Origin of the sequence: Pseudomonas sp. NFX98, from assembly GCF_047784845.1 — a bacterium.
Classification (GTDB): domain Bacteria; phylum Pseudomonadota; class Gammaproteobacteria; order Pseudomonadales; family Pseudomonadaceae; genus Aquipseudomonas.
The window spans coordinates 217,255-236,098 of record NZ_JBLNNF010000002.1; the positions used below are offsets into that span (position 1 = coordinate 217,255).

At 60.6% G+C, this 18,844-nt stretch carries 14 protein-coding genes and 2 pseudogenes; 4 read left to right on the top strand and 12 right to left on the bottom strand.

Translation table 11 applies throughout. From position 1 onward, the window contains the following. The first annotated feature begins 60 nt into the window (after positions 1-60). Positions 61-876: a helix-turn-helix transcriptional regulator gene (locus ACM110_RS03455; RefSeq protein WP_416126761.1), complete on the top strand. Its 816-nt coding sequence runs from the start codon at positions 61-63 to the stop codon at positions 874-876. Here the strand turns inward: ACM110_RS03455 and ACM110_RS03460 are convergent. From ACM110_RS03460 to ACM110_RS03490, 7 genes are all read right to left on the bottom strand, one after another. Continuing rightward, a complete protein-coding gene (locus ACM110_RS03460; RefSeq protein ID WP_416126578.1) occupies positions 869-2,314 on the bottom strand; it encodes an efflux transporter outer membrane subunit in 1,446 nt (481 codons plus the stop codon). The two genes, ACM110_RS03455 and ACM110_RS03460, sit on opposite strands and share 8 nt — an antisense overlap. Beyond that, the gene (locus ACM110_RS03465) at positions 2,311-5,490 is read right to left on the bottom strand and encodes an efflux RND transporter permease subunit (protein WP_416126579.1); all 3,180 of its coding nucleotides are present in this window, start codon (positions 5,488-5,490) and stop codon (positions 2,311-2,313) included. Before ACM110_RS03465 ends, ACM110_RS03460 begins: the two co-directional genes overlap by 4 nt. Positions 5,491-5,502: 12 nt before the next feature. Further along, on the bottom strand, positions 5,503-6,747 hold the full coding sequence (mexE, locus tag ACM110_RS03470; RefSeq protein ID WP_416126580.1) for a multidrug efflux RND transporter periplasmic adaptor subunit MexE: 1,245 nt from the start codon (positions 6,745-6,747) through the stop codon (positions 5,503-5,505). Positions 6,748-6,888: 141 nt separating this feature from the next. Further along, complete coding sequence (locus ACM110_RS03475; protein WP_416126581.1) at positions 6,889-7,167, bottom strand: LysR family transcriptional regulator; 279 nt, start codon at positions 7,165-7,167, stop codon at positions 6,889-6,891. A gap of 202 nt (positions 7,168-7,369) precedes the next feature. Beyond that, positions 7,370-8,605 (bottom strand): nucleoside permease, encoded by a 1,236-nt coding sequence (locus ACM110_RS03480; RefSeq protein ID WP_416126582.1) that lies wholly within the window; start codon positions 8,603-8,605, stop codon positions 7,370-7,372. A gap of 45 nt (positions 8,606-8,650) precedes the next feature. Next, positions 8,651-9,703 (bottom strand): sugar phosphate isomerase/epimerase family protein, encoded by a 1,053-nt coding sequence (locus ACM110_RS03485; RefSeq protein ID WP_416126762.1) that lies wholly within the window; start codon positions 9,701-9,703, stop codon positions 8,651-8,653. A gap of 44 nt (positions 9,704-9,747) precedes the next feature. Then, entirely contained in the window at positions 9,748-10,914 is a 1,167-nt protein-coding gene (locus ACM110_RS03490; RefSeq protein ID WP_416126583.1) for a Gfo/Idh/MocA family protein, read from the bottom strand. A gap of 177 nt (positions 10,915-11,091) precedes the next feature. Between ACM110_RS03490 and ACM110_RS03495 the strand changes: the two genes are divergently transcribed. Further along, on the top strand, positions 11,092-12,090 hold the full coding sequence (locus ACM110_RS03495) for a LacI family DNA-binding transcriptional regulator (RefSeq protein WP_416126584.1): 999 nt from the start codon (positions 11,092-11,094) through the stop codon (positions 12,088-12,090). A 38-nt stretch (positions 12,091-12,128) separates the two neighbouring features. Here ACM110_RS03495 and ACM110_RS03500 read toward each other — a convergent pair. The 4 genes and pseudogenes from ACM110_RS03500 to ACM110_RS03515 all read right to left on the bottom strand — a co-directional run. Continuing rightward, positions 12,129-12,665, bottom strand: a pseudogene (locus ACM110_RS03500) (methyl-accepting chemotaxis protein); the annotation flags it as partial. Between the two features lie 324 nt (positions 12,666-12,989). Beyond that, a pseudogene (locus ACM110_RS03505) lies at positions 12,990-14,117 on the bottom strand (cache domain-containing protein); the annotation flags it as partial. 246 nt (positions 14,118-14,363) lie between these two features. After that, complete coding sequence (locus ACM110_RS03510; protein ID WP_338581247.1) at positions 14,364-14,690, bottom strand: hypothetical protein; 327 nt, start codon at positions 14,688-14,690, stop codon at positions 14,364-14,366. Between the two features lie 113 nt (positions 14,691-14,803). Beyond that, on the bottom strand, positions 14,804-15,334 hold the full coding sequence (locus ACM110_RS03515) for a winged helix-turn-helix transcriptional regulator (protein WP_416126585.1): 531 nt from the start codon (positions 15,332-15,334) through the stop codon (positions 14,804-14,806). 98 nt (positions 15,335-15,432) lie between these two features. Between ACM110_RS03515 and ACM110_RS03520 the strand changes: the two genes are divergently transcribed. After that, positions 15,433-16,056 carry an isochorismatase family cysteine hydrolase gene (locus ACM110_RS03520; protein WP_416126586.1) on the top strand — a complete coding sequence of 208 codons (624 nt, stop codon included), beginning with the start codon at positions 15,433-15,435 and terminating at the stop codon, positions 16,054-16,056. 7 nt (positions 16,057-16,063) lie between these two features. Further along, the gene (locus ACM110_RS03525) at positions 16,064-17,629 is read left to right on the top strand and encodes an aldehyde dehydrogenase (NADP(+)) (RefSeq protein ID WP_416126587.1); all 1,566 of its coding nucleotides are present in this window, start codon (positions 16,064-16,066) and stop codon (positions 17,627-17,629) included. Positions 17,630-17,653: 24 nt separating this feature from the next. On the opposite strand, the gene ACM110_RS03530 is transcribed toward ACM110_RS03525, so the two are convergent. Next, positions 17,654-18,721, bottom strand: coding sequence for a GGDEF domain-containing protein (locus ACM110_RS03530; protein WP_416126588.1), 1,068 nt, complete (start codon positions 18,719-18,721; stop codon positions 17,654-17,656). Positions 18,722-18,844: the final 123 nt, after the last annotated feature.

Sequence of the window (18,844 nt, forward strand, 5' to 3'; positions counted from 1 at the left end):
GGTCAGTGTCTCCTGGCTTTCAGAAAACTGACCTGACTTTTATGTCTCGTCTTCACTATGATGCGATTCATGAGCCATCGAAACCGCCTGCCTCTGCTGCCCCCCTCCGAACCGGTCCGCCGGGTCGAGGCCGGCCCATGGGCGATTGAATTGTTGCCGGGCGCCGCTTACGAAACCCGATACGTAGCGACCCAATCGGCGATTGGCTTTGCCTTCGATAGCCAGCGCGGCCTGCATGCTATCGGCAGCGACCGAATACAACCGTTCGATGCCGTACCCAACAGCCTGGCGTTCGTACCCACCGGGTGTGACGTATTGTCCGAGTCGCCCAAGGGCGGTGAATACCTGCGGGTGATCCGCACCGACGGTATTGCACTGGAGGGAAATCGTCCGTTCAACAATCAAATCGATCAACAGGCGACCGCCCTCGCCCTGCGAATACGCAGCGCGCTGTTACGGGCCTCGGTGGACGATGATTGGGAAGCCTGGGCGCTCGCACTGGCTGAACGGGCGCAGGCTAACCAGGCGCTGCCGGCTCCGTTCCAGGGTGCGATAACCGGCAGTCGGATGCGCCTGCTCGATGAATTCATCGACGCGGGCCTCGACGGCCCGCTGGTTGTTCCGGCGATGGCGCAGTTGCTGGGATTGTCCGAAGGATATTTCATGCGGGCATTCAAGAACACGACAGGCATGAGCCCGCACAGCTACCTGATCGACCGCCGCCTCGCCAAGGCCCGTGCCCTGATGCGCGATTCGGCAGCCACGCTGACGGAGATCGCCCACATCTGCGGCTTTAACTCCCACGCGCACATGGCGACGGTCTTCAAACAACGCCTTGGCGTCAGTCCGGCGCAACTACGTTCGCGGTTCAGTTAGAAACGTGCGCAAAGGTTGAAAGCTTCCCGTCCACGACCTTGTTGCCGCCACTGTCCCACCCTCCTCCGAGCGCTTTATAGATCGCAACAATCCCCCGGTACTGATCAATCTCACCCTGGGCCTGCGCATCCTCGGCATTCAAACGCTCACGTTCGGCATCGAGCAGCACCAGATAGTCGACCGAGCCTTCCCGATACTGGATGCCCGCCAAGTCTGCGGCCGCACGGCTCGATTCGCTTTGTTTGATCAGCGACAGCAAGCGTTGTTGGCGTTTGCCGTAGTCGCTGAAGGCGTTCTCCGATTCTTCCAGTGCCAGCAGCACTTGCTGTTCATAGGTGGCCAGCGCGCCTTCGGCATCGGCATTCGCCCCACGGATGCGGGCGCGCACGCTGCCCAGATCGAAGGCTGCCCAGGTGATGCTCGGACCGAGACTCCAGGCACGCGCGGCGCTGGAACCGATTTGTGAACCGCGCCCGGCGGTGAAACCAAGAAAGCCGCTCAAGCTGACCCGAGGAAACAGGTCAGCCGTGGCCACGCCGACATCCGCCGTGGCGGACGCCAGTCTGCGCTCCGCCGCCAGTACATCCGGCCGACGGTGCAACAACTCGCCCGGATCACCGATCGGCAGCGCCTTGGCGATCGCCGGCAAATCCGCCGGGCTCAAGGACACGCTCAACTGATCCGGGCGCTCACCCAGCAAGGTCGCGATACGATTCTTCTGCCGGACCTGTTCCGCTTGCAGCTGCGGCACACTCGCCTCAACCGCCGCCAGGCGCGCGTCGGCACGTACCACATCGAGTTCGTTACCCACGCCGGCATCGCGCAGGCTGACCGTGACTGCGCGTGAATCGCTTTGGTTTTTCAGGTTGGCCAAGGCGATTTTTTCCCGCAGTTGCGCGCCACGCAGTTGCCCGTAGGCATCTACCAGTTCGGCAATCATGGTCACCCGCAACTGATAGAGATCCGCCGCCGCAGCGTCTTCCAGCGCGTCGCTGGATTCGAGCTGACGCTGGATGCGGCCGAACAGGTCGATTTCCCAGGCCATGTCCAACCCCAGGTCATAGCGTTCGAGATTGACACGGCTCTCGGTTTGACCGGGCACCTGCGAACGACCTTGCTGGCTGCTGACGCGACTGGTGACCACCGGCAGATTGTCGTTGCTGATGTCATCACGAATCGCCCGGGCTGCTTTCCAGCGCGCAAACGCCACGCGCAGATCGCGGTTGCCCTCAAAGGATTTGCTCACTAGCTGATTGAGCGTTGGGTCGTCGAACTGCTGCCACCACACCCGTTCGAAGTGCGACTGGTCGTAGTTGGACGCCTTGGCATAAACACTGTTTGCCGGTGTGGTATCGGGGGTTTTGAAATCCGGTCCGACCGTGCACGCGGCCAGTGCAGTCACCAGGAGGCTGGGTAGAAACAACTTCAGGGCATTCATGGTTGCACCTCCAGATTCAGCGCTTTGGTTTGCTTGCGCGCTTGCTTGCGTTCGATATAGCGGCGGATCAGGACGAAGAACACCGGGGTCAGCAGCAGGCCGAAGAAAGTCACGCCGAGCATTCCGGAGAACACCGCCACACCCATGGCGCGACGCATTTCCGAACCGGCACCGGTGGACGTGACCAACGGCACCACACCCATGATGAAGGCGAACGAGGTCATCAGAATCGGCCGCAGACGCATGCGGCAAGCATCGAGAACAGCATCCAGCGGCGACAGGCCTTGCTCTTGTTTATCCTTGGCAAACTCAACGATCAGGATCGCGTTCTTGCACGCCAAACCTACCAGTACGATCAGGCCGATCTGGGTGAAGATGTTGTTGTCGCCCTTGGAAATGATCACCCCGGCAATCGCCGACAGCAGGGTCATCGGCACGATCAGGATCACCGCCAGCGGCAGGCTCCAGCTCTCGTACAACGCCGCCAGCACCAGGAACGCCAACAGCACGCAGAGCGGGAACACCAGCAACGCGGTGTTGCCGGACAGGATCTGTTGGTAGGTCAGGTCGGTCCATTCGTAGGTCATGCCGTTGGGCAATTCTTCCTTGAGCAGCTTTTCAATCGCAGCCTGTGCTTGACCAGAGCTGTAGCCCGGGGCCGCACTGCCGTTGATTTCAGCGGTGACGAAACCGTTGTAGTGCGAGACCCGGTCTGGCCCCGACGTCGGGCTGACCTTGACGAAGGTCGCCAGCGGGATCATCTCGCCGCGATCATTGCGCACCTTCAACTGACCAATTTGCTCCGGCTCCTGGCGGAACTGTTGCTCGGCCTGCACGTTGACCTGATAGGTCCGGCCAAAACGGTTGAAGTCGTTGGCGTACAGCGAGCCCAGGTACACCTGCAAGGTGTCGAAGATGTCGTTGATCTTCACGCCGTGAGTCTTGGCTTTCTCGCGGTCGATCGCCGCTTCCACCTGCGGCACGTTGACCGTGTAGCTGGTGAACAGATTCGCCAGCTCCGGAACGCTGCGACTCTTGGTAATGATGTTCATGGTTTCTTTGTACAGCTCGTCGTATCCGAGGTTACCCCGGTCTTCGATCTGCAAACGGAAACCGCCGATGGTGCCCAAGCCTTGCACGGGCGGTGGCGGGAACACCGCGATGTAGGCGTCCTGAATGCCGCCGAACTTGGCGTTCAACGAAGCGGAAATCGCCCCGGCGGACAGGCTCGGGTCCTTGCGCTCATCGAATGGGCGCAAACCGATGAAGGCGATACCGGCGTTCGGGCTGTTGGTGAAGCCGTTGATCGACAGGCCGGGGAACGCCACGGCGCTGTCGAAACCCGGTTCGTTCATGGCGATGGTACTCATGCGCCGGATAACCGATTCCGTGCGATCAAGGCTGGCCGCATCCGGCAATTGCGCGAAGGTCACCAGGTACTTTTTGTCCTGGGTCGGCACAAAGCCGGTCGGCGTGGTGCTGAAGCCCATGTAGGTCATGGCGATCAGCCCGGCGTAAACCAGCAAGGCCACGCTGCTGCCACGAATGATCTTGGCCACGGCAACCACATAGCCATGGCTGGCCTTTTCGAAGAAACGGTTGAAGGGCTTGAACAGCCAGCCGCCGAACAACTTGTCCAACACCTTGGAGAACCGGTCCTTCGGCGCGCCGTGAGCCTTGAGCAGCACCGCCGCCAACGCTGGCGACAGGGTCAGGGAGTTGAAGGCCGAGATCACCGTCGAGATGGCAATGGTCAACGCGAACTGTTTATAGAACTGCCCTGTGAGGCCGGAGATGAACGCCGCAGGAACAAACACCGCGCACAGCACCAGCGCCGTGGCGATGATCGGCCCGGTCACCTCGCCCATGGCTTTCTTGGTCGCTTCAGCCGGTTCCAGACCGGATTCGATATTGCGCTCGACGTTCTCCACCACCACGATCGCATCGTCGACCACGATGCCGATCGCCAGCACCAGACCGAACAGCGACAGCGCGTTGAGTGAGAAGCCGAGCAAGTGCATCACGGCAAAGGTGCCGATCAGCGACACCGGCACCGCGACCAGCGGAATGATCGAGGCGCGCCAGGTTTGCAGGAACAGAATCACCACCAGCACCACCAGAATCAGCGCTTCGAACAGGGTGTGAACCACCGCTTCAATCGAGCTGCGCACGAAGATGGTCGGGTCGTAGACGATCTCGTAGTCCATGCCTTCCGGGAAGCTTTTCTTCAGCTCGGTCATCTTCGCCCGAACCTGGTCGGAAACGTCGATGGCATTGGAACCGGGGCGCTGGAAGATCGGCATGGCCACCGCTTCCTGATTGTTGAGCAAGGCGCGCAATGCGTATTGGTTGGAACCCAGCTCGATCCGGGCAATGTCCTTGAGGCGAGTGATCTCGCCGTTCGGGCCACTGCGGATGATCACGTTTTCGAACTCTTCCTCGGTGACCAATCGCCCTTGGGAGTTGATCGACATCTGGAAGCTGGTGGCATTCGGTGCGGGCGGTGAACCCAGTTGCCCGGCAGCGACTTGACGGTTCTGCTCGCGCACGGCGTTGACCACGTCGGTGGCAGTCAGGTTACGCGAGGCAGTCTTGTCCGGGTCGAGCCAGATCCGCAGCGAGTAGTCACCGATGCCGAACATCTTCACATCGCCGATACCGTTCAGACGCGACAGCTCATCCTTGACGTTGAGGATCGCGTAGTTGGACAGGTAGAGCATGTCGTAGCGTTTGTCCGGCGACACCAGGTGCACCAGCAAGGTCAGCTCCGGCGAGGCCTTGTCGACGGTGATGCCGATGCGCGTCACCTCTTCCGGCAACTTCGGCTCGGTGCGGGTCACGCGGTTTTGCACCTGGACCTGGGCGTTATCCAGATCGGTGCCGAGGGCGAAGGTCACGGTGAGGGTCAAGCGACCGTCCGCCGTCGACTGCGAGGACATGTACAGCATGTTCTCCACGCCAGTGATCGCCTGCTCCAGCGGCGCGGCGACGGTTTCGCCGATGACCTTGGGGTTGGCGCCCGGATAGTTGGCGTGCACCACCACGGTCGGCGGCACCACTTCGGGGTATTCGCTGATCGGTAATTGGAACAGCGAGATGCCGCCGGCGATCAGGATCAACAGCGACAGCACCGCTGCGAAGATCGGTCGCGTGATAAAGAACTGAGAGAATTTCATGTCGATGTTCCCTTATCCGCGAGGAGTGACAGCCGCATCGGTTTTCACCAGGGCCGGTGATTTCACGGGTGCAGGATGATTGCCGGCCTCGATTGCCTGCCGTTGGCGGGTGAGCGTCGCGACGGTTTCCGGATCGGCCATTGGCGCGTCCTGAGGGGCGACCACGGCGCCGGGACGAACCCGTTGCAGGCCGTTGATGACAATGCGGTCCTCTTTCTGTAAACCGCTGCGCACGATGCGCAAGCCCTCAAGCTTTGGCCCGAGGTCGACGTTGCGGTACACAGCCTTGTTTTCCTGATCGATCACCAGCACGAATTTCTTGCCCAGGTCAGTGCCCACCGCTTCGTCCTTGATCAGCAGTCCAGCGTAAGCGGCGCTGCCCACCAGTTTCAGGCGTGCGTACAAACCGGGGGTGTATTGGCCGTCGGCGTTGTCGAACACCGCGCGCCCGCGGATGGTGCCGGTCTTGGGATTGACCTGGTTGTCGACGAAGTTCATCTGCCCCTGATGGCTGTTGCCCTCCTCGTTCGACAAGCCCATGTAAACCGGTGTCGTCTGGCCGCGCTGGCCTTGACGAGACAGTTGGCTGTACTTGAGAAACAGGCGTTCGTCGGCATCGAAGTAGGCGTAGACCTTGTCGGTGGAGACGACGCTGGTCAGCGGCGTGGTGTCGGCGGTGACGATGTTGCCAGCGGTGATTTCCGCACGGCTGACGCGACCGGTGATCGGCGCGGTGACGCGGGTAAAACTGAGGTTCAGGCGTGCAAGGTCGAGCTGCGCCTGAATGGCATCGACCCCGGCTTTGGCTTCCTGCGCGGTGGTCGTGCGGGTGTCGGCCAGTTCGGCGGAAATCGCGTTGCTGCCAAGCAGACGCTGGCCGCGCTGCGCTTCATTGGCGGTTCGAACCAGCGTTGCCCGGGCTTGTTGCAGTTGGGCCTGGAACCGTTCGACTTCGTGCTCGAACGGCCGTGGATCGATCTGGAACAGCAAATCCCCTTTCTTCACCAACGCACCGTCTGTGAAGGCGACACGTTCAATCTGACCCGACACACGAGGACGGACCTCGACCGTTTCCGGAGCTTCCAGGCGCGCGGTGACTTCGTCCCATTCGGTGATCGGCTGTTCGATCACCTTGGCGACGGTAACGTGCGGCGCCCCCGGTGCTTTGGCGACATCGGGCGCACGATCGCAAGCGGCGAGCATCGTGAGGGCCAACGCGGCAAAGGGATAACGAAAAGGTTTGAGTGACTGTTCCATAAGGGGTGTCCGCCAGACGGTTGAGAAGTTTGCGGAGTCTCGGCCTCGCGCGAGGCAGCGACGAATTGAATTGAGTGAACTTGGCTATTACTATTAATGATGAGCGTCATGTATAAGGACAAAAAAAGGGATTTGTCCCGCTTATGCCCGCGTATCGGCGAGCGCATGACACACCGAATCCAGCGCCGGTCCCAGAAGCTGCGCAACCCACAACGCGCGGGGTGTCGGCTCCATCGTCCGGCCCGTGCGCGTGAACAAGGGATCGTTGAACAGACCGCGCAAGCGGCTGAGGGCATTACTGACTGCCGGTTGTTTCAGCGCAAGCTTGTGCGCCGCCCGGGTGACGTTGCGCTCCTGGAACAGGGCTTCGAACACCACCAGCAGGTTCAGGTCGATGTTGCGCAGTTCATTTCTTTTCATGAGTCAGGCCCGCCAGATAGTGTCCACGAGGCATTTGCGCAGACAATATATTACGTCCATAATCATTACAAGCCTTCAGCCGACGACTTGCTTGTAGCCATTGTGGGAGCGAGCCTGCTCGCGATGGTCGCCAACGATAACGCGCTGTCTGAATGAACGCGTTGTCTGGGCGCTTTTCGCGAGCAGGCTCCCTCCTACAGGGTCAAGGCGATGTCTGCACCACCGCCGCTTCCCGGCCCTTGAACGCCAGGGAGAAACAGAAAAAGATCACCAACGCAAAACCTGCCGGGAACAGCCAGATGTGCTTCCAGTCGTGGCTGCCGGCTGTCGCGGCGTAGTGATCGGTCACCTGCCCCGCCACCCAGAATCCGATCAGCATGCCCAAGCCGTAAGTCGCCAAGGTGATCAAACCCTGAGCCGAACTTCTGAAGCGTTCCGAAGCCTTGGCGTCGGTATAGATCTGCCCCGAGACGAAGAAAAAGTCGTAGCAGATGCCGTGCAAGGCGATGCCGGTGAACAGCATGAACGCCAGGTCGCCATTGTTGCCGTAGGCGAACAACAGGTAGCGCAACGCCCACGCGAGCATGCCCACCAAAAGCGCAAGCTTGATGCCGAAACGGTGGATGAACAGTGGCAGAAGCAGCATGAACAGCACTTCAGACACCTGCCCGATGGCCATCTTCGCCGTGGGATTGGTCACGCCGATTTCCGCCAGGAACGGGTTGGCGTTCTGGTAATAAAATGCCAGTGGGATGCAGATCAGAATCGAGGCGATGAAGAACACCAGATAACTGCGATCCTTGAGCAATCCCAGCGCATCCAGCCCCAACATTTGCTTGAGGCCGACACGCCCCGCTTCCGGCTTCAGTGGCGCGGTGCGTGGCAAAGTGAAGCTATAGAGCCCCAGCAGCAGCGAGGCAATGGCCGACATCAGGAATGTGTTGCGCAACCCGCCGGAGGAAATCGCCGCTTGGGAATCCCAAGCGAACACAAAACTGATCACTACACCGGCCACGATCCAGCCAATGGTGCCCCACACGCGAATGCGCGAGAACTCTAGTGCAGGGTCGCTCATCTGGCGAAACGCGACCGAGTTCACCAGCGCCAGGGTCGGCATGTAAATCATCATGTAGGCCAGCACGAATGGGTAAAAAGTGCTGAAGTCCGGCGCGCGATAGAGTTGATACAGCAACACCGCGCCCACCAGATGCAACACCGCGAGGATCCGTTCGGCGTTGAAGAAACGGTCAGCGATCAAACCAATCACGAAAGGGGCAATGATCGCGCCCCAGGACTGGGTCGAAAACGCCATGCCGATCTGCCCGCCACTGGCGCCCAGGTTGCTGGCGAGGAACGTACCGAGGGTGACGAACCAGCCACCCCAGATAAAGAACTGCAGGAACATCATTGCGCTTAATCGCGCGGTCATCGTGGTCATAACAGTCACCGTCTTATTGTTGTTTTTTGCGAGTGTTCGAAGCGATCAGGCGTCGGGCAAGCCCAGCAACCGTCGATTGAATTGTTCGTCGGACGACACGCTGACGAAATCATCGAAGGCCTTGCGGGTCTTGGTGATCATGTGCCGCTCGATAAACGCAGCACCTTCGGCGGCGCCCTGTGCGGAGTCCTTCAGGCAGCATTCCCACTCCAGCACGGCCCAACCGGCGAAGTCGTACTGGGTCAGTTTGCTGAAGATCGATTTGAAGTCGATCTGGCCATCGCCCAGTGAGCGGAAACGCCCCGGCCGCTCGACCCAGCCTTGATAGCCGCCATACACACCGGAACGCGCGTCCGGGCGGAACTCGGCATCCTTGACGTGGAACATGCGGATGCGGTCGTGGTAGCGGTCGATGAAACCCAGATAGTCCATCTGCTGCAGCAACAGATGACTCGGGTCGTAAAGGATGGCGGCGCGGGGATGGTGATCGACCGCCTCGAGAAAACGCTCGAACGAGGCGCCGTCATGCAGGTCTTCGCCGGGGTGAATTTCGTAGCACAGGTCGACACCGGCCGCTTCGAAGCAATCGAGAATCGGCAACCAGCGCTTGGCCAGTTCGGCGAAACCCTGCTCGACCAAACCGGCCGGACGCTGCGGCCACGGGTACATGTAGGGCCAGAGCAGCGCCCCGGAAAATGTCGCGTGAGCCTTCAAGCCCAGGCGATGACTGGCGCGCGCGGCCAGTTTCAACTGATCGATGGCCCATGCAGTGCGCGCCTCAGGCTTTCCGCGCAAATGCTCCGGCGCGAAGTCGTCGAACAGTGTGTCGAACGCCGGATGCACCGCCACCAATTGGCCTTGCAGATGGGTCGACAGTTCGCTGATCTCGACACCGGCCTCGGCGCAGACGGCTTTCAATTCGTCGCAGTAATCCTGGCTTTCGGCGGCACGCGCAAGGTCGATGAATTGCGTTCCCAGCGTCGGCAACTGAATGGCCTTGTAGCCTTGGGAGGCTGCCCAGCGGGCGATGTTGGCCAAGGTGTCGAACGGCGCTTCGGCGGACATGAACTGCGCGAGGAAAATCCCCGGGCCGCGCATACCGGTTGAGGTTTGAGAGGTATCGGTCACGGAAGTCTCCAGGGTCATGGGGTGCAGACCAGTTCGGTCCACTTGGCGTCGCCGCGATGGTTGGCGATGACCGTTTCGATGAATGCCATGCCACGCAGACCGACGCCGATGCCCGGCACGCCGGGCGCATCAGGGCCAGCAACGTCAGCGCGAATCGCGTTGGCAAAGTCGCCGTAAAGATTGGCCATGGCTTCGAGATAGCCTTCGGGGTGCCCGGCGGGCAGACGCATGCGCTGGCTGGCGGCCTCACACAACCACGGCTGGCCGACGCCGGAACGCAAGACACGCATGGGTTGATCGAGGGCGCGGTGGATCAGGCTGGCGGGCTCCTCCTGACGCCACTCCAACCCACCCTTGTCGCCGTAGACACGGATTTTCAGCGGGTTCTCTTCACCTGCGCAGACCTGGCTGGCGATCAACACACCACTTGCGCCATCCGCCATCTTGAACAGCATCGAGGCGTCATCGTCCAACTGCCGGCCATCGATGTGCACGCCCAACATGGCGCACAACTGTTTGATCGGTTGATCCGCGACAAACTCGGCGAGGGAAAAGGCATGGGTGCCAATGTCACCGATGCAACCGCCCAACCCGGACTGCTCGGGCAAATCACGCCATGCGGCCTGCTTGTTGCCCTGCCCGGCCACGTCCTGACTGAGCCAGCCCTGGGGGTACTCGACGATCACCTTGCGCACCGCGCCAATCACGCCGCTGCGCACCATCTCCTGCGCCTGCCAGACCATCGGGTAACCCAGATAGGTGTGGGCCAGGCCGTAGAGACAATTGCTGCGCTCGACTACCTCTTTCAGGGCCAGCAACTCGCCCAGATTCAGCGCAGCAGGTTTCTCGCTGAACACATGAAAACCGGCGTTCAGCGCTTCGCTGGCCACCGGCGCATGCAGATGATTGGGAGTGACGATGACCACCAACTCCATGCGCTGCTCGGTGGGCAAGGCGCGCTCGGCTTCGATCATTTGCCGCCAGTCGCTGTAGCAGCGTGATGCCGGCAAGCCCAGCGCTGCGCCGGTGCTCTGGTTGTTTTGAGCATCACGGCTGAATGCGCCGCACACCAGTTCGAAGCGACCATCGAGCCCTGCGGCTTGACGATGAGCCTGGGCGATGAAGGCCCCTTCGCCACCTCCGACAAATCCCATTCTTACTTTTGGCACGACAGCGTTCATTGCATTTTTTCTCTATCTGGACTGGAATCCGGTCATGATGTAACCGGTTACATCGTGGCGGAAATTTAGGCTCAGTTCGGGGTGCTGTCAAACCCCGGATTAACATCCACGAACATTTCAGGGCAGCGTCGACCTGCGGTAAGCTCGCCGGCCGCGCTGTTCGATAACGAGGTGGTCTTGTCCAATATCCGTGAAGTAGCCCGGCTCGCCGGTGTCTCGGTGGCCACTGTGTCCCGAACGCTGAAGTCGCCCGAGCGCGTGCTCCCCGAAACCCGCGACAAGGTCAACGCCGCCGTGGAGCAAGCAGGCTATCGCCCGAACCTGATGGCGGTGCAATTCCGCTCGCGCAGGACCGGCAACCTGGTGATTCTGGTGCCGGCCATTGCCAACACCTTTTTCGCCCGGGTCATTAGCGGCGCACAACAAGCTGCACAGGCTGCCAACTATCGCTTGCTGCTGTGCGACACCCAGGGTCGCGAGGAAATCGAACGGGAATTCGCCGAGCTGGTGTACAACCATCAGGCCGACGGCGTGATCCAGTTGCGCGCCTACGATCCGTTCGAAGCGCCCTTCCCCAGCGCTGAACTACCGCCCATCGTCAACGCCTGCGAGGTGATTCAGGGCGGTCGCCATCCGACCATCAGCCTCGACAACCGCGCCGCCGCCAAGGCCATGACCGAACACCTGATCGAACTCGGCCACCGTCGCATCGGCCTGATCAAAGGCCCGAAAAGCAGCCCGCTGACCCGCGATCGCGTGGCCGGTTATCAGGACGCCTTGCAGCACGCCGGTATTGCCAGCGACCCGGTCCTGATCTGTCACGGTGACTTCAGCCTGAAGGCCGGTTATGACGGCGCGGCGGCGATGCTGAAACTCGCCGAACGTCCAACGGCACTGTTTTGCGAAAACGATGAGATGGCCATCGGTGCGTTGAAGCACATCAAGCAACTGGGTTTGCGCGTACCGGAGGATATTTCGCTGGTGGGGTTCGACGACATCCCCTTCGCGGCGTACTGCGATCCACCGCTGACGACCATCGCGCAACCGGCCGAAGTCTTCGGCCAGAAAGCCGTCGAGATGTTGATTGCACTGATCGAGAAGAAGCCGCTGGCGCAGCGGCATGTGGTGTTGCCGTTTGAATTGACGTTACGCAGCAGCACGGCGGCGCGAAAGTAAAATACCTGTGGGAGCGATCAGGCTCCCACAGGTTCAGGTCAATCGCGGAATTGCGTCAATTGCTGGCTCAGCGACCCAGCCTGATCACGCAGTTGCACCGACTGTTCAAGCAGGCTGCGGATCGCGTGATCGTTCTGTTCGGAGATGCGGCTGACGCCCTGGATCGCCACCGACAGTTGCTCGCCGGTAGCAGCCTGGCTTTGCGTCTGACGGGCGACTTCGCTGATGCGCGTCAGAATATCCTGGGCATGCTGACGGATCTGATCCACGCCCTGGGCCGAAGTGGTCAGTTGCACCACACCCTGGCGCACCGCTTCGCCGACCTGCTGAACGTTGGCCACGGTGTTGCGCACGTCCGAACCGATGGCGCCGATCATCTCGCCGATTTCACCGGTCGAGCGACTGGTGCGCTCCGCCAGTTGCCGCACTTCATCGGCCACCACGGCAAAACCACGCCCCTGCTCCCCGGCCCGCGCCGCTTCAATCGCCGCGTTGAGGGCCAGCAGGTTGGTCTGGTCGGCGATGCTACGAATCACCGCGATGATCCCGGCGATCTGTTGCGAGCGTTTTTCCAGATCGCCCACCGCGCCGGCCACCACGTCCATGGTCTGGTCGATGTGGGTGATGCCTGCGAGAGTTTGGCTCATGTCCCCGGAAATGTTCTTGGTCAACACTTCAGTGTTGCGTGCCAGTTGCTCCACGTCTTCGGCTTGCTGGGACATCTCGGTCACCGAGTGCGCCAGTGCCGTCACGCCGCTGGCCATTTCTTCGGTGGCGGTGTGTTGCGAAGTCGCGCGTTCAGCGACGGCTTGCGTGGTATCGCCCAGATGATTGGAAATCTGCATCAGCGCCGTGCTGCTGTGACGGATCGAGCCCACCAGATCGCCAAGGCGCTGAATGAACTGGTTGAACGCCCCGGCCAATTTGCCGGTTTCATCGCCGCTGCGCTGTTCGAAACGCAACCCCAACTCGCCACCCCACGCCTGAATGCCAACCGTCAGGCCTGACAACGGACGAATCTGCCACGCCAGCAAATGCCACAGCACGATGGCCAGGACCAGCAACGCGACCAGTCCGATAATCACGGCGGTGTAGAGGAAATGATTGATCCCGGCCATGGCTTCAGCCAGCGGATAAGCGACCATCAACGCCCAATTGTTCGGCGACTTGCCGATGTGCACCGGTTGCAGCACATAGCCCCACCCATCGTGCTCGAAACTGTAGGGCTGGCCGGCCTTGATCGCGTCCTTCGCAGCGGCCGGCAATTCGTCGGCAGGCTGGGCTAAACGCTTGGCATCTGGATGGCTGGCGTACAGGCCATCGCTGGAGATCAGCGCGCCGTAGCCTTTGAATGCGTCAATGGTCGCGAGTTGGCGGTTGATGCTTTCCAGCGGAATATCGACCCCCGCCACACCCAGGGCTTTGCCACCTTGCAACAGCGGCACCATGATCGACACCAGCATCACCTTCTGCCCACTGCCGATACTGTAGGCATAGGGTTCGGAAGCCCACGGCTGACGCGTATGCAGCGGTCGGTAGTAATACTGGTTGTCGGCATTTTCCGGCTCGTAACCGCTCAACGCCTCGGACTTCACCGAGCCACTGGCACGGTTCCAGTAAGTCAGGTAACGACCCGTGGCATCAGTGTTCGGTTGATTGGCAAACTCACTGTCCTTGCCATCGAAAGCGTTCGGTTCCCAGTACTGCCCAAGGCCCAACAACTTGGGATTGGCTTCGAACAGTTGACGTGTCAGGGCATCAGCGGTCTTGCGATCGACCTGTTGTTGCTGCATCGCGGTGGCGACACCGGCCAGGGATTCGGCCACGGTAAAACCGACACTGAGTTCGACTTCGACTTCCTTGGCATTGGCCTTGACGATGGTGTCGACCAGGGCAAAGGTCTCTTTGACCGACGAGCCATAAGCGATATAGGCGATGGACCCCAACAGCAGCGCCATGACGACGACGGTGCCAATCAGCGCCGTCCAGAACAACTTGAAGTGCAGTGAGCGATTAGGCATGAACATTCTCGAAGGTGCGATTCGTCAACCAGCAACAGACCACGCAAAAACGAGAGTGCCGCAGCCCTGCTGGCAGGTGATTTATAATTGATATTATTTGGCCACTATATCGAGGCAAACGCCCCCGACGCAACACAATTGAACGTACGATCAGTTTTGAAAACGGAGGGAAGAAGCCCGGGACGACAATCAACAACGGCACACTTGTTTCAGGTGTACCGATGCGGCGCAAACGCGCCGGCTAGACACCCATCAAAGGCATTCCTGCGCGGCGCGTTCAAGCCTGGAAGGTCCGAATGTCGAGGCCAATAAGGTGCGCTCATACAGGAACACCTTGCCCTTGTAGGCTTCGAGTACATCGTTGGCAGCGACCTTGCTCGTAACCACGATACGGTAGCTGCGCTGGGTTTCCGAAACGGTGGTATGCAGTGCGCCTTCATGCAGTTTCGGCAGTACGCACTGCGCGTAATCCTCAGGTGCTTTTTTCGTCTGCAAGGTCAACGTCGGGTCGTTTGGCGTTGACGCACAACCTGCCAACAGCAAGGGTGCGAAAAGGGCCAGTCGAGTAAAATTTTTCATCGCGCCGGTTCCGGTAGAAGCGTTTAGATGGGCGCGATTTTCCTTGTTTCCCGCAAGCAACAGAACTTGTGATCGGTGATGGTCACTATTACTCGAACGAATAGTAAAAATCCTTATTGCTCAGGGTTTTCGATCGGCTCGGCCCCGCGCTTGCCCTTGAACGCTTCACGGCGTGCCTTACGTTCCTCGGCGTAAGCCGGCGCAGGCTCGCTGATCAGCTCTTCCCGGCGCAGCAACTCGCCGCAATGCTCGCACAGCGGTCCGAGTCCGGCGTGATGCCTGCACGTCTGGTGGGTATAGCGCACTGCCAACCCTTCCCCTTCGGATTTGCACCAGGTTTCCCCCCAGGCACGCAACGCCAACACCACCGAGTAAAACGCCTGCCCTTTGGCGGTGAGGTGGTACTCGTAACGCGGCGGTCGCTCACTGTAGGCGCGGCGCTCAATCATGTCGTCCGCCTCCAGGCTTTTGAGACGCGTAGCGATCATCTGCGGGGTTCCGCCGGTCTGCGCCTGGATCTCGTCATATCGATGGTTGCGCATGAACAACTCACGCAAAACCAGCACGGTCCAGCGATCGCCGACGATGTCTTCGGCCCGTGCAATCGGGCACAAAGTTTCGGGACTATTCTTCTTTACCGCCATGCGAGCTTGCCTCTTTCCTAGTTACTATGATTATCATATCAACACGATGCCGGGGCAAGCCCTGGCAAAGGTCAGTCAAAACTCCTGGAGAATTCGTCATGTCCAACGCAGCCTACCCGCTCGATCGAACTGCCTACCTGCTGGTCGATCCCTACAACGATTTCCTGTCCGAAGGCGGCAAGATCTTCCCCCTGCTCAAGCCCATTGCCGAACAAGTCGGCCTGCTCGATAACCTGCGCACGCTGGATCGCACTGTCCGCGCCCTCGACATTCCGGTGGTCATCGTACCGCACCGTCGCTGGGAACACGGCGACTACGAAAACTGGGATCACCCGAGCCCCACCCAATGCAAGATCCAGCACATGCACCACTTCGCACGGGGCGAATGGGGCGGCGAATGGCATCCCGATTTCGCCCCGCAGGAAGGCGACACTATCGTCCAGGAGCATTGGGGTTCGAGCGGCTTTGCCAACACCGACCTGGATTTTCGCCTCAAGCAGAAAGGCATCACCCACGTGATCATCGTCGGCCTGCTGGCCAATACCTGCATCGAGGCCACCGCCCGTTACGCCCAGGAACTCGGCTACCACGTCACCCTGGTGCGCGATGCCACCGCCGCGTTCAAACCGGAAATGATGCACGCCGCCCACGAACTGAACGGCCCGACCTACGCGCATTCGATCGTGACCACCGAGCAACTCATCGCCACCCTTAAGCAGTGAACACACAATGAAACTGACCGGAAACCTGTTGATCGGCGCCAAAGAAGTCCCCGCGAGCGAAGGGACGATGAAAGCGCTCAATCCCGCGACCAACCAACTCATCGAGCCCGACTTCGCTTTCGGCGGCGGCGCGCAAGTGGACATGGCGGCGAACCTCGCCGACGAAGCGTTCGACCATTACAGCCATACCTCACTGGCGGAACGTGCGGCATTCCTTGAGCGCATCGCCGCCAATCTCGATGCCGTGACCCCGGAGCTTGCTGCACGGGCCGCGCTGGAAACGGGTCTGCCCGAGGCACAGCTTCAGGGCGAAGCGGCGAAGGCCGCCACCCAGTTTCGCCAGTTCGCCGATGTGGTGCGCAAAGGACGGTTCCTGCAACTGGCCATCGATCCGGCACAGCCTGATCGTCAACCACGACCACGCATGGATCATCGCCTGCAAAAAATCGCCATCGGCCCGGTGACTGTTTTCGGCGCGAGCAATTTCCCCATCAGTTACTCGGTGGCCGGCGGCGATGTCGCCTCTGCGCTGGCGGCGGGCGCGACGGTGATCGTCAAGGCGCATAACGCTCACCCCGGCGCCTCGGAAATTCAGGCGCGGGCCATCCGTAAAGCCGTGCAGGAAAGCGGCTTTCCCGAAGGCGTGTTCTCTATGGTGCGTGGCGGCGACAACACGATTGGCGAAGCGCTGGTTGATCATCCGCTGATCAAGGCCGTGACGTTCACCGGTTCCGAGCAAGGCGGCATGGCGCTGTATCGGCGTGCGCAACGGCGCCCGGATCCGATCCCGGTGTTTACCGAGATGACCAGCGTCAACCCCACGTTCATCTTGCCCCAGGCACTGGCCGCACGCGGTGCGCAGATCGGTGATGGATTTGCCGAACGCATGCTGGTCAACGTCGGCCAGGCCTGCCTCAAACCGGCGATCCTGATTGCGATTGAAGGTACCGGGTTTGAAGCGTTACGCGGCGCGATGATCAAGCGCGTGAGCGATGCACCGGCGCGTCCGATGCTGACGCCGGGGATTCATGCGGCTTACCTCAGCGGTCTGGACCAGTTGCACAGCGCCGGGGCAAAAGCTGTCGTCGAAGGTTCGGTCGCGACGGCAGATCTACAGGGCCAGTCAGCCTTGCTGGAAGTCGACGGCCAGCGCGTCCTCAACGAACCGGCACTGGCGCACGAAGTGTTCGGTCCGGCAGCGCTGCTATTGAAGGTCAAGGATGAGGCTGAGCTGCTCGCGGTTGCCCGCGCGTTTCGCGGCCAGCTCAGCGCAACCCTGCATCTTGAGGACGGTGATCTGGAATTGGCCCGGCATGTGCTGCCAGTTTTGGAGCGGCGGACCGGACGCATCGTGGTCAACGCTTTTGCGCATCCCCAGGAAGTGTCCTTCGCGACCATCCACGGCGGACCGTTCCCGGCCTCGTCGGACAGCCGCTTCACCTCGGTGGGCATGACCTCCATCGAACGCTTCCTGCGCCCGATTACCTATCAGGGTTTCCCGGATGCGTTGCTGCCCGAGGCATTGCGCGACCTCAATCCGCTCGGGCTGCCGCGTAGCGTGGACGGTCAGTAAGCGCCAACGCAGGCCCGGCGTGGTTCACGCCACTGATGCCGGGCCTTTGTGCATGGCGAACACCTGGTTACGCCCGTTGCGCTTGGCCTGGTACAGGCCGTCATCGGCACGGGTCAACAGGCTTTCCAGGTTGTCGCCGGGTTGAACGAAGGCGACGCCGAAAGACGCGGTGATCGTATCCAGCACGGTGTCGGTTCCCCGCGCCTTGATCCGCAATGACTGGACCTTCAACCGCAGCTGCTCGGCGAAGGCGCAGGCACTGTCGAGATCAACGCAGTTTTCAAGCACCACGCAAAACTCCTCGCCGCCGTAACGCCCGGCAAAGGCATTGGGCACCAGCGCGCCGCGCAACACCTGGCCGACATGCTGCAACACCCGGTCGCCCAACGGGTGACCGTACTGATCGTTGAATTGCTTGAAGTGGTCGATGTCCAGCATCACTAGCGCTACACGTCGGGAGCCTTTGCCCAACGCCTGCTCCAGCAACCGCGTGAACGCTGTGCGGTTGAGCAGTTCGGTCAGGCCATCGAGTGTCGCGGCCAGTTGGGCGCGTTCGAGTTTGTCGCGCAGGGTCTTGATTTCGTTTTGCGCAGACTGCAACTGGCCGAGGAATTGTTCCTGCTGGCTCTGCATCAGCCGAGTGCTCTGTTGCAGCTCATTGAGAATGCCCGGCAAGCGATCGCTGACTGGCTCGTCGAGCATTTCCAGGCACTGCCCGAGACGGTTCTGGAAGTTCTGGCTGCCCTTCACGCTGCGCGAAACGTCGCGTTCCATACCATCCACCAGGCTGATGACTTGCTGCTGCTCGGCGCGGGCATCTTCCAGCTCGTCACGAATGATGTACTCGCGAAAAAGCCTGGTCGCCGACTCTGGCGGGCAACCGTCGAAGTCCCGGACAACCCGGTCCAGATGACGATTGAGTTCCGGATCCTGGCCTTTGCTGTAGGTGTACCACAGCGCGTAATGCACCGGATTGGGCGGAATATTATGGCGAACCATCAGTGGAACGGCTTGCTTGAGCAACGCCGCTGCCTCGCGGGAGTCTTCCGGATAAAGCGCTAGAACATTCGCACGCGATTCTGATTGGCTCATGGTTTCACTGTGGTTGTTAATCATTGGCATTCAGGCAGCCGGCAGAGCATACCGATACGCCTGACAAACGGCTATCCCGCGATGGGCTGGAACGACAATTTATGTAACGTCGAGTACCCCAGT